Annotated in this window: 12 protein-coding genes; 5 read left to right on the top strand and 7 right to left on the bottom strand. The window is 47.1% G+C overall.

The window, feature by feature from the left end; all coding sequences use genetic code 11:
• Positions 1-175: 175 nt before the first annotated feature.
• The 3 genes from QUA36_RS12675 to QUA36_RS12685 all read right to left on the bottom strand — a co-directional run bounded on the left by QUA36_RS12675 (position 176) and on the right by QUA36_RS12685 (position 5,355).
• Positions 176-991 carry a DMP19 family protein gene (locus QUA36_RS12675; RefSeq protein ID WP_333450543.1) on the bottom strand — a complete coding sequence of 272 codons (816 nt, stop codon included), beginning with the start codon at positions 989-991 and terminating at the stop codon, positions 176-178.
• Positions 992-1,264: 273 nt separating this feature from the next.
• Positions 1,265-2,851, bottom strand: coding sequence for a photosynthetic/respiratory NAD(P)H-quinone oxidoreductase subunit D1 (ndhD1, locus tag QUA36_RS12680; protein WP_445251220.1), 1,587 nt, complete (start codon positions 2,849-2,851; stop codon positions 1,265-1,267).
• 458 nt (positions 2,852-3,309) lie between these two features.
• Positions 3,310-5,355: an NAD(P)H-quinone oxidoreductase subunit 5 gene (locus QUA36_RS12685; protein ID WP_333457848.1), complete on the bottom strand. Its 2,046-nt coding sequence runs from the start codon at positions 5,353-5,355 to the stop codon at positions 3,310-3,312.
• 141 nt (positions 5,356-5,496) lie between these two features.
• Between QUA36_RS12685 and QUA36_RS12690 the strand changes: the two genes are divergently transcribed.
• Entirely contained in the window at positions 5,497-5,739 is a 243-nt protein-coding gene (locus QUA36_RS12690; RefSeq protein ID WP_333457788.1) for a hypothetical protein, read from the top strand.
• Here the strand turns inward: QUA36_RS12690 and QUA36_RS12695 are convergent.
• Positions 5,718-6,095, bottom strand: a complete 378-nt coding sequence (locus QUA36_RS12695) for a thioredoxin family protein (RefSeq protein ID WP_006635621.1) — start codon at positions 6,093-6,095, stop codon at positions 5,718-5,720. The genes QUA36_RS12690 and QUA36_RS12695 overlap by 22 nt on opposite strands.
• Positions 6,096-6,140: 45 nt before the next feature.
• Positions 6,141-6,854: an NnrU family protein gene (locus QUA36_RS12700; RefSeq protein WP_333457790.1), complete on the bottom strand. Its 714-nt coding sequence runs from the start codon at positions 6,852-6,854 to the stop codon at positions 6,141-6,143.
• Positions 6,855-7,083: 229 nt separating this feature from the next.
• Between QUA36_RS12700 and QUA36_RS12705 the strand changes: the two genes are divergently transcribed.
• Positions 7,084-8,088 carry a LysR family transcriptional regulator gene (locus QUA36_RS12705; RefSeq protein WP_333128272.1) on the top strand — a complete coding sequence of 335 codons (1,005 nt, stop codon included), beginning with the start codon at positions 7,084-7,086 and terminating at the stop codon, positions 8,086-8,088.
• Here QUA36_RS12705 and QUA36_RS12710 read toward each other — a convergent pair.
• Complete coding sequence (locus tag QUA36_RS12710) at positions 8,085-8,225, bottom strand: hypothetical protein (protein ID WP_333457792.1); 141 nt, start codon at positions 8,223-8,225, stop codon at positions 8,085-8,087. The two genes, QUA36_RS12705 and QUA36_RS12710, sit on opposite strands and share 4 nt — an antisense overlap.
• A 2-nt stretch (positions 8,226-8,227) precedes the next feature.
• Between QUA36_RS12710 and QUA36_RS12715 the strand changes: the two genes are divergently transcribed.
• Positions 8,228-9,688 (top strand): serine/threonine-protein kinase, encoded by a 1,461-nt coding sequence (locus tag QUA36_RS12715; RefSeq protein ID WP_333450537.1) that lies wholly within the window; start codon positions 8,228-8,230, stop codon positions 9,686-9,688.
• A gap of 13 nt (positions 9,689-9,701) precedes the next feature.
• Complete coding sequence (locus QUA36_RS12720) at positions 9,702-11,375, top strand: asparagine synthase-related protein (protein ID WP_333457794.1); 1,674 nt, start codon at positions 9,702-9,704, stop codon at positions 11,373-11,375.
• Positions 11,376-11,832: 457 nt separating this feature from the next.
• Here QUA36_RS12720 and QUA36_RS12725 read toward each other — a convergent pair whose 3' ends face one another.
• On the bottom strand, positions 11,833-12,837 hold the full coding sequence (locus QUA36_RS12725) for a zinc-dependent alcohol dehydrogenase family protein (RefSeq protein WP_333347299.1): 1,005 nt from the start codon (positions 12,835-12,837) through the stop codon (positions 11,833-11,835).
• A gap of 197 nt (positions 12,838-13,034) precedes the next feature.
• On the opposite strand from QUA36_RS12725, the gene QUA36_RS12730 reads away from it, so the two are divergent.
• Positions 13,035-14,093, top strand: a complete 1,059-nt coding sequence (locus QUA36_RS12730) for a transposase (RefSeq protein ID WP_333347289.1) — start codon at positions 13,035-13,037, stop codon at positions 14,091-14,093.
• Positions 14,094-14,159 lie beyond the last annotated feature (66 nt).

Raw genomic sequence — 14,159 nt, forward strand, 5'->3', positions numbered from 1 at the left:
ACTGTAGTTGCGGTCTAACACTTCTATCGCCCTTAACAAAGATCGCACTCTTGGCATAACAATAACGCTTTGCAGTTCGGTTAGTATTCCCTTTTATTCTAGCAAATATAGAAATAAGAACAATTAAGACTAAAAAAGATAGTGCCTCAACCTAATTATTAATTTGGCTGCATAGTTATACCATTACCAGCTCCGCAATCTGTTCCTTGGACTTTCCAGAAAACATCATAGCCTTCCCGTCAGCCTCCACCATGAAGTGATGCCCATTGTCAGTAATAAAGTGCCAAGCGACTATTCTTTTGCCACCGTACTCATTCATTGTATCCCCTGCCGTAACGCGCTCAAGCTTATGGCCGGCTGCATCACACAAGGCTCGTATCAGTTTAATGTATTTCGGCTCGGCAGCACGGGCCTCGGCTCGCCGGGCCTCGCGATCGGAAATACTGAATGCTCGTCGAGTGACTTCCTGTTGGATTCGATCTTCTGGTACAACAATCAGGTCGGGGCGCGCTTTTAACCAGTTAGCATTTAATCGTTCGAGACTCTCCTCTTGTGCGATCGAATAAAAGTTCTCATTTATGCCATTTAGCCTGTCTCTCTCAGCATTTTCGCCGAATAACTCACTCGAAAAGAAGGATGCTAACTTTGTCTTTCGTGCTGTAACCAGCGCCTCTCCTTTTGCAAAAAGATCGGTATGTTGTGTCGCGCCGATTTGCTCAATGCCTTCTTTAACTAGCGCGATGACCGCAGGCTGCCACCTTGTGTTATAGACAAACTGAGCAAAACCGCCATTATTCACCTGCCCGAGGTAGTAATCAACGTAGTAACTGAGGAGTGCGTCGTGAGAAATTTCTGAGAGATTCAGAAGCTCTTCAAATAGTGCATTCACAAAGTCAATATTTGATTGGATAGTCGCGCGGATATCATCACTATTCATGCTTTCCGCTGAGATCACGACCGCATCTTTCGAGCCAAGTATGTCGTCACTCATTTTTCCGTCTCCCTGTTAGGCTAGAACTTTTTATGTTGCCCAACTATTAATTATATTGCAGTTGCAACATCGAATATAGCCTATCATGCTCTTTTATGCTTTTTGAGGAACGACAATACTCAAAATCACATCAGCGTTCATCTGTGTTTATCTGCTGAAATCTGCGGTTTAAAAATCCCAATCTAATCGATTTACTTCGATCCGGTAGATAGAAAACCCCCAAACCATTTTAAAAATAAAGTTTGGGGGTTTCCTTTTTAAATCCAGTTTAAATTACAACTTGCTCGGCTCGATCGCCGGTGCTCTCAAAGACACAGTTTTATCCGCAGCAGCCTTAGCCACCAACGAAGGCACAGAATCCCGCAATCTTGCAGTCAACTGTACAGTAGTCGCATCGTAAACCTGAGTCAACATCTTAGGATACAAACCAATGCCAATAATCGGCACTAACAGAGCCGCAATAATAAACACTTCTCGCGGTTCCGCATCCACCAATTCCTCGTGTTCCGACAATTCCTTATTCTCAGGGCCGTAGAAGATTTCACGTAGCATCGACAGCAGGTAAATCGGAGTCAAAATCACCCCGACAGCAGCTAGAAATACCACGCAAACCTTAAAGACCGGATTGTAAGCATCGCTGGTTGCAAAACCTACAAACACCATCAATTCTGCTACAAAACCGCTCATTCCCGGCAAAGCCAAAGAAGCCATAGAACAAGCAGTCCACATCGCGAAAACCTTACGCATTTTCTGCCCGACACCGCCCATTTCGTCCAGCATGAGCGTGTGAGTGCGATCGTAAGTGCAACCCACCATAAAGAACAAACTCGCCCCGATTAAACCGTGAGAAACCATTTGCAGCATTGCACCGCTCATTCCCAAATCGGTAAACGAAGCTATCCCAATCAGCACAAACCCCATGTGCGAAATCGAAGAATAAGCAATTTTCCGCTTCAAATTGCGCTGAGCAAAGGAAGTTAAGGCCGCGTAAACAATGTTAACCACACCCAAAATTACCAAGATGGGTGCGAATGTAGCGTGAGCATCCGGGAGCATTCCCGCATTCATCCGCAGTAAAGCATAGCCACCCATTTTTAGCAGAATTCCTGCTAGCAACATATGGGCGGGTGCGGTTGCTTCCCCGTGAGCGTCAGGGAGCCAAGTGTGCAGCGGAAAAATTGGCAGTTTGACGCCGTAAGCTATCAAGAAACCCGTGTACAGGAGCAATTCTACATTGGGGGCGTAATCTTTAGCTGCGATCGCCCGCATATCGAAAGTCACCGTATCGCCGTAAAATGCCATCGTCAGCCCGCCCAGCAAAATAAACAGCGAACCGCCTGCGGTGTATAGAATAAACTTAGTTGCTGCGTAGAGGCGTTTTTTGCCGCCCCAGATTGACAAAATCAGGTAAATTGGGACTAATTCCAGTTCCCAAACTAGGAAAAACAGCAACATATCCTGCACGGCAAAAACTGCGATTTGGCCGCCGTACATTGTCAGCATCAAAAAGTAAAAAAGCTTCGGTTTAAATGTGACCGGCCAAGCTGCTAAAGTAGCCAGCGTAGTAATAAAACCAGTCAGCAAAATCAGCGGCATCGACAAACCGTCAGCACCCACCGACCAATTCAAATCGAGTTGCTGCACCCAAGTATAACTTTCTACCAGTTGCAAATCTGGATTGCTGAAGTCGTACTGAGTGTAAAAAGCGTAAACAAGTAGGGCAAAATCGATCAAACCCACAATTAGGGCATACCACCGCACCGTCTTGCCATCCTTATCGGGAATTAAAGGAATCAGCAAGGACGCAGCAATGGGAAACAGAATTGTTGTTGTTAACCAAGGAAAGTTAGCTGTATCCATTGCGTTTTAAAATGATCCATCAGTTATTAGGTTTAAACACATTTTGCCAATTTTGGCCTAAATTTTATACTTTCTTTAGACGGAACATTTTTTTTTGCTATTATTTGGACAAATTATGCGATCGCAACAGTTAAGTTTAATTAAATATTTATTTCTATTTGCTAATTGTCAATGGTGAGTTATTGAGCTAATACCATTTCTTAAAATATCTCCTCGTGGGGATACGGCAATGCCCAAAGCGTGTAAAATTAACCCTAAAAACTTTTGTATCTTTCGTTGCTCGCCCAGTTCAGATCCCCCTAAATCCCCCTTAAGAAGGGGAGTAGGGGTTGACTTTGAGAGAATACTCTTGTTCCCCCCTTATCAAGGGGGGTTAGGGGGGATCTAGACTTCGAGACAAACAAGAGATACAGTCGGTTGGACATTAAGTTGACACTAAATGCCGTGTCCCTACCGATTTAACTGACTCCAGAAACGATCGCAAAACCCAGAACTGCGACAAACACAATCAAGGCATAAAATTGAGCGCGACCGCTCTCAAAGTATTTCAAACCTTCGCCGCTAACCAGGGTGATAAACCCTGTTAAGTTGACGACACCATCGACGACTCGCAAATCCACTTCCATGACTTGCCGCGCTAAACGGCGACTGCCTTTGACAAAGAGAAAATCGTTGATATCGTCGAGATACCACTTGTTCAGAGAGAACTCGTAAAGCGGTTTGATTTTTTGGGCGATCGCACTTGGGTCAATTTTACGGCTCAAATACATCAGAGAAGCCAAAGTAATGCCCAACAAAGCAATACCTACAGAGCTTCCGCCCATAATCAAAAATTCCGTCAAATTGAACTCAGCAGCGTGTTCCAAAACTTCTTCGAGAGACTCGCCCGGAGCGCGAACAAACTGCTCGAAATAATTGGCAAACGGCGTACCGAGAAAACCGATAAACACAGAAGGTACTGCCAGCAACACTAGCGGCAGAGCCATTGTCAGAGGAGATTCGTGAGGCAAATGGTCGTGATCATCGTGACTGTCGCCAGTTGATGCCAATTCCTTAACGTTCATCGCTCCGGGGCCGAAAACAACACCGGGTTGCAGGAGTTGCTGTTTGATGGCGCTGTCATTTCCCCTGAATTCGCCCTCAAAGGTGCTGAAATACATTCGGAACATATAAAACGCGGTCATCCCGGCCGTCAGCCAGCTAACAGCCCACAGAGCGGGATTTGCGGAGAAGGCGCTGGCGAGGATTTCGTCTTTTGACCAAAAACCTGCAAACGGCGGAATTCCGCAGATTGCCAAATTTCCGATTAAAAAGCAAGCAGAGGTAATGGGCATATATTTCCGCAAGCCGCCCATGACTCGCATATCTTGAGCGAGAGCGGGGTTGTGGCCTACAACTGCTTCCATCCCGTGAATCACTGAACCTGAACACAGGAACAGCATTGCTTTGAAGTAAGCGTGAGTCATCAAGTGGAAAAGTCCGGCACTGTAAGCGCCGACGCCCATTGCCATCACCATGTAGCCGAGCTGGGAGATGGTGGAGTAGGCGAGGCCTTTTTTGATGTCATTTTGGGTAATCGCGATCGAAGCACCCATAAATGCCGTAAAACAGCCGGTACAGGCGATCAAATTCATGACTGCCGGCAACCCTTCAAACACTGGGTACATCCGAGCGATCAGGAATACGCCGGCAGCTACCATTGTCGCGGCGTGGATTAAGGCCGAAATCGGTGTCGGGCCTTCCATTGCGTCTGGTAGCCAGACGTGGAGGGGGAATTGAGCAGATTTGGCTGCTGGCCCCAAAAATATGAGGACGCCGAAGATTGTCGCCAGAGTTGCGCTGAGAGCACCGGATTCGACTAAGGAGTGCAGGCGTTCGCCCATCACCTCAAATTCAAAGCTGCCGGTGGCCCAGTAAATGCCGAGGATGCCCAGCAGTAGGCCGAAGTCGCCGACGCGGTTGGTGACAAAAGCTTTTTGGCAAGCGTCAGCAGCGGGTTTGCGATCGTACCAAAATCCGACTAGCAGGTACGAACACATACCTACGAGTTCCCAAAAAATGTAAATCTGAACGATGTTCGGGCTGATGACCAGACCCAACATCGACGCGCTGAAGATGCTCAGGTAGGCGTAAAAGCGCACGTACCCGTCATCGTGAGCCATGTAGCCGTCGGTGTAAATCATCACCAAAAAGGCGACCGTAGTGACGATCGCCAGCATCACCGACGTTAGGGGGTCGATAATATAGCCCATATTCAGCGAGAAGTCGCCAGCAGAAGCCCACTGAATACTGCGGGTGTAGGGTGCGTGGCCCTGTAGTTGACTCCACAGCAATGCGAAGGAGAGTACCATTGACCCGCCGAGTGCGGAGACGATTAATATCGCATTCGCTTGTCGGAGTTTGTTGGTTGCCTGGTTAAAGGTGATTAAGCCTAGACCTACTAGCATTGCGCCTGCCAGTGGCAGGACAGGAATCAGCCAAGCATATTGATAAAGCAGTTCCATGACTGATAGGTAGTTTAAAGTTTCTACTAGATATTGCCAAAACTGTAAACAATTGTGACACACGCCTGCGCCACTGGGCCAAAATACTTGATCCAATTCTTTAAGTATTGTTATAGCTGAGTGCGATCGCGAGCGAGACGATTGCACTACTTTTTTCATCGCCAGCGAGACGATCGCACTAAACGCCGCAAATTATTATTCCGGTGGAAACTAAAACTCTACGACAAATCTCACAGTCCTGTACCTTCAATACGGCGAGATTTATTTTGGTGTCAGATGGTTGATGGAAAAATGGGGAAAGCCTTCTGCTTCCGACATAAAGCCGAAGACCTTCTCAACAAGAGCCGAATGCCTTGGAACCCTTACCGGTTGGCTACTTCCTGAAGTTGCAGCCGTTGAGATGGGGAAGCTACGTGAGCCGCGAGCATCCAGGAATCCAGAGTCCGCCGCAGTTCCTCGCGTCCTTGGTAGTCTTCCAATCTAAATCGAACTTTATCGCCCTCAAACAAAATCAGCGTGGGCAGACTTGTCAGCCGGTAAGTGTGGGCCAACTTGAAACATTGATCAGCATTCACCCCTACGAGCTTGACTTTTTCTGCCCACTGTGCCTCAAAAGTCTTAAGCGTGGGGTCGATCGCGCGGCACAAACCGCACCAAGGAGCCGAAAAGTGAACTAAAACGGGGGTAGAGGCTTGAAACACCTCTTGTGCAAAAGTGCGTTCGCTAACCGACAACACCATGAGCCCTCAAAATTTAATAATTTTTTTTCTATCCTAGGGATCATGCTACCAGTATATGTTCCTAGTGACACGCATCAAAAAAGGATGAATTTCCCACAGCAAACCAGTAAAAATGACTACACCTACGTAGGAAGGGCGCAGAAACTCAAGCAAATCAAGGGTTTGACGCTTTTGTAGGATTGCCAAAAAAGGAATAATTGAGGTTCGAGATTTGATGGTTTCAAAGGATTCTCCAAAACGAGCCTGAAGCCGCCTGTCGCCGTGCCACACTCCGAACAGGTGGTGAAGTACCAAACCGATGGAAGTGACAAGGGTAAAGCTAGTGCCAATCCACAGGGTGTGGGCCACGCACCAAATCACCTGTCCCACCATTTGCGGGTGACGGGTGATGCGAATGATGCCAGTTTCGTAGAGGTGAACTTGGGGCTTTTGAACGGCGGCAATTTCTAGGAGGTTGAAAGTTGCTGGGTACAGAAACAGAAAGGAAATTGCCGAAAGTATCCAAACTGCGGGTTTAACTCCGGGTACTCCCTGTACTTGCCAAAGCTGCAAACCGTCGTAGCGGTGGTTGAAAAAGTAGACAATCAGAATGACGGCTAGCGGCAAACTGACAAGGGCAAACAAAACCCGGTAAAGTCTCGGCCCGATCAGCTTTTCACCTTTGGGCCGGAGGGCTGCTAAACCGCTGTGGGCGATCGCAAAAACCAGTAACAAGCCCAGAATAACTAAGTGGGAGTCAAGCGCCAAGTCGATCGTCATTGCAAATATTAAGAAAAGTTATTGATTCTCGGCCAATTTGTGTCACAAAGTATCTATGGGAGCATTCAGCGGTTATCAGTCAGTTAACTGTTCACTGTTCGCTGTTGACTGTTCGCTGTTCGCTGTTGACTGTTCGCTGTTGACTGTTCGCTGTTTGCTGTTCGCTGCCTACAGTCAACCGTCAACCGTCAACTGACAACTGACAACTGACAACTGACAATTTAGATATATGTCTGACCTTCCTTTCACTTTAGACCAGTTACGCATTCTCAAGGCGATCGCCTCTGAAGGAAGCTTCAAACGCGCTGCCGACAGCCTCTATGTATCCCAGCCCGCAGTTAGCTTGCAGGTGCAAAACTTAGAGAGACAGTTGGACGTGCCGCTGTTTGACCGGGGGGGGCGGCGGGCGCAACTGACCGAAGCCGGACACCTGCTGCTGAGTTACGGCGAGAAAATTTTATCGCTTTGCCAGGAAACTTGTCGAGCTCTGGAAGACTTGCAAAATCTCCAAGGCGGTACTTTGATCGTGGGCGCTTCTCAAACAACCGGGACGTATTTGCTGCCCCGGATGATTGGGATGTTTCGGCAAAAGTACCCGGATGTAGCAGTACAACTTCACGTTCACTCGACCCGCCGCACGGCGTGGAGTGTGGCAAACGGGCAAATCGATTTGGCAATTGTTGGCGGAGAAATTCCTACCGAACTTGTAGAAGCTTTAGAAATTGTTCCTTACGCTGAGGACGAACTGGCTCTGATTCTTCCTCCGTCTCACCCGATGGTACAACAAGAAACTATCCAAAAAGAAGACCTTTACAAATTGCAGTTTATATCCCTCGATTCGCAGTCTACGATCCGCAAAGTAATCGATCAGGTACTGACTCGCTGTGGCATAGACACGCGCCGCTTGAAAATAGAGATGGAACTAAATTCGATCGAAGCCATTAAAAATGCCGTTCAGTCGGGGCTGGGAGCTGCTTTTGTCTCGGTTTCGGCGATCGAAAAAGAGTTGCTTATGGGCGTCTTGCACAAATCTCAAATGGACGAAGTTTTGGTAACTCGCATTTTGTCGCTGATTTACAACCCCAACCGCTACCGTTCTAAAGCAGCAGAGGCTTTCAGCAATGAAATTTTGCCGCAGTTTGCTACTTATTCCACCATCCTGGAGAAGAAAGAACCCCCGGCGCTCGATGTGGGATTCATAGAAATAGGAACCCCCAACTCGGCGGGAAGTTAATCTCTTAGGTCGCTGGCAGTTAGCAGTTCGCGGTTAGTTGAGAAATCGAAATCTGATTTAACAATCACTTTTTCTTCCCTCTTCCCTCTTCCTTCTTCCCTCTTCCCTCTTCCTTCTTCCCTCTTCTTAGCAAACAAAAATGGAAGTTTACTGCACCCGACCGGGCTGCCCGCGCCCTCAAAACTATTTTCCCGACCTCAATGACAGTGCGCTGCTGAAAACGGTGCAGCAAAAATTTTGCACGGCTTGCGGGATGCCCCTGATTTTGAGGGGCCGCTATTTGCCCGTGAGGTTGTTGGGTCAAGGCGGTTTTGGGGCGGCGTTTTTGGCCAGAGACCGGGATACTCCGGCGATGCGGCAGTGCGTTGCTAAACTTTTGCAGCCGTCGGTAAGTCTGACTCCGCCCCAGCTAAAAATCGCTCAAACTCTGTTTGAACGGGAAGCGGCGGTGCTGGAAGAACTGGGAAACGAACATTCCCAAATTCCGAGTTTGCTGGCTTTTTTTGAGCTGACTGTTACGAGTTTGCAGCCGGGAAAAAACGATCAGTTTTTCTATCTGGTTCAAGAATTTATTGACGGTCAAAATTTGGAGGATGAACTAGCTGTTAAAGGCAAGTTTTCGGAGGCGGAAACGGTGGAGGTGCTGCGGGAAATTTTGAAGGTTCTCGATTTTGTGCACTCTCGCGGTTCGATTCACCGGGATATTAAACCTGCTAATATTATGCGGGGTAAAAACGGTCGGCTTTATTTATTAGATTTTGGGGCTGTTAAACAAGTAACACAAAGTGTTGGGAGTCCAAAAGCTTCGACGGGCATTTATTCTTTGGGTTACGCTCCGCCAGAACAGATGAGCGGGCAAGAAGTTTATCCGGCAACGGATTTGTATGCTTTGGCTGTGACTTGTATTACTTTGCTGAGTGGTTTGCAGCCGACGGAGCTTTTTGATAGTTACAGAAACGAGTGGAATTGGCAGTCGCGGGTGCAGGTAAGTTCGCGTTTGGCTCACGTTCTCGATCGAATGTTATTATCAGCTCCCAGCCAGCGTTTTCAATCTGCGAGTGAGGTGGAAGCGGCTCTGATGTCTCGGCCTCAACAGCCTAACAGCGTCGTGCAGCCGCCGACCCTACGGACTCCGACTCCCCTACCGACTCAGCAGCTACCACCGACTCAGCAGCCTCCTATACCTGTTCCTGCAACACCTCCAGGAGGGCTACAACCTTCGCAGAGAGCGACTTTTTCGATTTGGGAGGTTTTGTCGGGGGCGGCGTTTACGGGTTTTGAGGGGGGGCTGCTGGCGATCGCCCTGACGAGTTTGTTGCCCTCTCCTGGCTTGAGTATCGGATTGTTGGGGATGATTGTGGCGGGTTTGATTTACGGCCAGTACCGCAGGGCGATCGAACAAACTGAGATGTTGATTATTGGTGCAGGTACTGTGGCTTTGCTGTGGTTTTTCCCGGTTTTACAGACGGCGGCTGTTGCGATTTATCCGAATTCTCCGCTCACTGGCGTGTTATTTGTGGGATGGTTGGGTGCTTTGGGTGCGATCGCTGGCACAGCTATTTTTCGCTTGATTTATAAGTTAATATCTCATATTTTTTAAGCTAACTAAATCGATGCAAAATCAGAAGTTGATTAACCCTAATTGGCTCATTGCTTGGGGCCCAGAAGGCCGATCGCGCCCTGCAACTTGGGAGACTTCCGGTTTTGCCATAATCGGAGCTGAACCCACCTTCAGCCCCAATCAGCGATTTGTGCTGATAGGTGACTGCTGCTTCGATCGCACTCCCATGCTCAAACAACAGATTGACACAGATGGATTGACCGATTTGGCGATCGTCGGGCGGCTATGGGAACAGTACGGTACTAAAACACTGAGCTTACTGGAAGGACAATTTGCCCTTGCAGTGTGGGATAGAGACGAGCAAACCTTGTGTCTGGGGCGCGATCGCGTCGGAGCCAAAACCCTCTATTACACCCGTACAGGAACGACTCGCTGGATTGCGCCCCGACTGCGATCGCTCAATCCGTATCACGATCGAGAACTTGATTTAGTTGCTTTGCGCGACTACTTGTGCTGTGCCTTTGTACCCGGAACACAAACGCTGTGGGAAGCGGTGCGAGAGTTGCGACCCGGTAGCTACCTGTACTTACCGGATATTGAGGCGCAGAGATACTGGCAGCCACAGGAGCAAATTACTAACGCCGATCGCCCTTTGGAATGGCACAGTCAACAAGTGCGATCGCTTTTGGAACAACTGGTGCAGGAAGCGCTACCAGCGGGAGAACCAGTCGCAGCATATCTTTCGGGTGGTATTGATTCAAGTTGCGTCGCGGCGATCGCCACAAGGCTGCATGATCGTCCGGTACACACTTTTTCGATGCACTTTGGCGCTCAATATCCCAGCGAGATTGAATTTGCCAACATCGTTGCGGCACATTGTGGCACTGAGCACCACATTTTGGAAGTTTCGCCGCAGCAAATTTGGGAGTTGCTGCCGGAAACGCTGGCGGCGATGGATGATCCAGTGGGGGAAGGCTTGACGGTTCCCAATTTGCTGTTGGGGCGATCGGCAAAGCAATTCGCAGACGTGGTACTGAATGGCGAAGGTGGCGATCCGTGCTTTGGCGGGCCGAAAAATAAGCCGATGCTGCTGAATAGTTTGTACGGTTCGATTCAGGGTAAACCAGATCCGATCGCAGCTTACTTGACTTCGTTTCAAAAATGCTATGTGGATTTGCCACGTTTGCTGAAGCCGGAGGTTTGGGAAAAGGTGAAGAATGCGCCTTCCGTCTTTGCTGAGGAATTGCAACAGACAGAAACGACGTTTTTGAATCGGCTGATGCGGCTCAACATTGAGTTTAAGGGAGCCGATTACATTTTGACCAAGGTAAATAATCTCACGGCTGCGGCGGGACTAAAAGCTCGATCGCCTTTGTTTGATTCGCGGATGGTGGCACTGAGTTTGCAAATTCCGCCAGAATATAAGCTTTCGGGCGCGCAGGAAAAAGCGGTTCTCAAGGCTGCTGTGGCGGATTTGCTGCCCGATGTCATTGTCAACCGTCCGAAAAGCGGGATGGTGATGTCGATGCAGCAGTGGTTTTTGAGGGATTGGCAGCGGCAAGCGCGATCGTTGTTGCTGAATCGTCATGCGGCGATCGCGCCTTACCTCGATCGAACACTAATCCGCGAGTGGCTAAACTATCGTGGGGAAGTTTTTCCCCGCTATGGGCTGAAGTTGTGGCTGCTGGTGACGCTGGAAATTTGGTTACAAGTAAATCGCCGTTAGTTACCCCCAATTAGGGTACGGGGCCGTGCTTTTCGTCGTGTCAACTTCAGCAGTTGACCTTCAAATTTATCGATCGACAGCGGCATTTTTCCTATACGGTTTTCGCTCTTGTTTATAGAACCGAATTAAACCGCAGAGGGCGCAGAGGATACAGAGAAACGGAAGAGACAGATGAATCATTCCGATGCCAACGGATTTGATAGAAAATAAAGATTTACCTTGGTCGTTGAATTAGCCAGAAGTCTCTCAAAATTATTAACCAGGATTTTGCACCTTTCTCTCCAAGAATTTCATATCATTTCCGATCGATTAACCATAATATCCCGGTCGGGGCGGGTTTTTGAGATTGTGAATTATTGGCTGGTATTCTTGGTGAACTCGCCCTACCTACAAAAATCGTGGTTCCTCGACCGGACATGATATCAGTTGTCAATTTCTTATTTAACAATCCGTATTTTTAGCCCCCAATTTCAAGCACTATTTTACCAGTTACTGAGCCTGTTTCTAACAGTTCGTGAGCGGCTTGCGCTTCTTCGAGAGGGAAAGTTTTGCTGACGTGAATTTTTAGCAAGTTGCGATCGCACAAACGAGCACACTTCTGCAAAATATGAGCCTGCTGTTCCTGTTCCTCCACCAAACCTTCCAGCATCGGTGTTAACATTAATTCCAGACTAATTCTCAGATTTCGCATTCTCGCTGTTTTCAAATTTCCCAAAGCTGGATCGGGTTCCAAAATTGTTACCAAATCTCCATAAATCTTCACAGCCGGAATAGTTTGGTAAAAAGTTTCTCCCCCGACTGTATCGAAAGCCAAATCAACTCCTTGTCCTTGAGTCCAAGTCAAAACCTCATCGACAACATTGGTATTTTTGTATAAAATAACTGAATCTGCACCTAGGTGCTTGACAAAATTGGCTTTTTCCTGAGAACTAACAGTCGTGCAAACCTCTGCACCCTGCAACTTCGCCAACTGTACCGCGACGTGGCCGACACCGCCGGCACCAGCTTGAACCAGGACTTTTTGACCGGCTTGCAAGCGCCCTCGATCGTACAGCGATTCCCAAGCTGTAATTAAAACTAACGGTGCCGCCGCCGCCTCAGCAAAACTTAAAGCAGCAGGCTTGAGGGCGAGAAAGCGTTCGTCTACTACGGCAAACTCAGCATAAGTACCCCTCGATCCGCCCAAACCGCCATTGCAGAAAAAAACCTCGTCTCCTACTTGGAAACTTTGCACACCAACACCGACAGCCTCTACGACTCCAGCACCGTCGCACCCCAAAACGTGAGGAGCTTTATCGGGGTAAAAAGTGCCGCGCGATCGCAACTTAGTATCTATCGGATTGATACCCGCCGCTCGCAACCGCACCAAAACTTCAGTTTCTGTTTGTATAGTAGGGGCGGGGATATCTTGCAGTTTCAATACGGACGGGCTTCCGGGGGTTTGAAAAACAATCGCTTTCATCATGGGTGTTACACTAGATCAGATAATCCCTAAACTTTATTGTATATTGCTTAGCAAAGCAACAAAAAAAAATTCGTTTATCCAAAATTTATGATTGTTGTTGAAAGGCATTACATAGATCGTCAGCATCCGTTTTATAAAGAGTTTGATGACTTATCATTTCTGTCCAAAATTTTCTACTATCATGGTAAATGTTTATGATAAAACACTTTTTCAGTTCGGGATATAAAGTTGGTAGCACTAGAATTATCCGACAGTTATTTGCCATCTTAAAACCTAGAGACATATCTCAATCATTCACGGCTAAAATTAGAAATCAAGGTCTCAAAGAAGTTGTTCATGATTGGGAGGATTGCCAAAATTTAAGAATAGCTTATGACCTAGATATACCTCGATTTTCATTCCTACCCAGCATTCCCCAATACCAACATAAAATCTGTACACGTAACTTGTTAAGTTCTGATAACCACTCCCTAGAAAAAAGGGGAATAAACCTCAATAAAGGACTACTTCATTTATCTCAAAGTGACATAATAATTTCTACAAAATTCCAAGATGTCATAAAGGTAAGGGTAGTTTCTGCAACAGCGCTCTACTTTTTTGAGGTTGCTAATCAAAAGCCTGTAACGTTGATGAATTTAAATTACCACCTCAGAGAAGGTATAGATTTAGGGATTGATTACTTCGTCGCTTTGGCATCTAATAAGCCAACATTTACTCCAACTATTTATGATAAAAAACATCTCAAATTAATTACTCAAGCTTTCAATCAGCCCAGAGCATTTTTACTGTCAAAAATAGATCGGAAAAAATCTACCACGCGCCAAATCCAGCAAATCACATTTAATCGAAACAAGCCCTTAGAAAACTACCTTCATCAGACCAGCAGTTTGATTGTCAAGCGGTTGGAGTATGAGAAAATAATCCAGTTAATTATTGGCACAAAGGTTAGGAATAAACCGAATATAAAATTACAAAAAAAGCATCATATTTGTGGCGTCATTCCTCATACAGAGCCCATAAAATTTATTACTTGCAAAACTGAGTTAGTCGGTATCAAGGTAATAGTTACACAAGCATATTATACAAATAAGTTCAGATTTGGGGATTTAGAGCCTGTCGGTAAGCAAGAGTCTTACCAGGGTAAGATCGGTAAACGCGAGTGGTTTCGGTCTTGGAATGAAAGTCGAATTAATTCTGATGTGAAGGCAGCGTTAAATATAATTAGAAAAGTAAACGTAAACTCACCCCCTTAGAGGAGTGCCACAATCGTATATATGTGTTTACAATTTCACCTGTACGGGTTCAGCCTGTACGAAAAA

The sequence above is a fragment of the Microcoleus sp. Pol10D4 genome (assembly GCF_036701555.1).
Taxonomy (GTDB): Bacteria; Cyanobacteriota; Cyanobacteriia; order Cyanobacteriales; family Microcoleaceae; genus Microcoleus.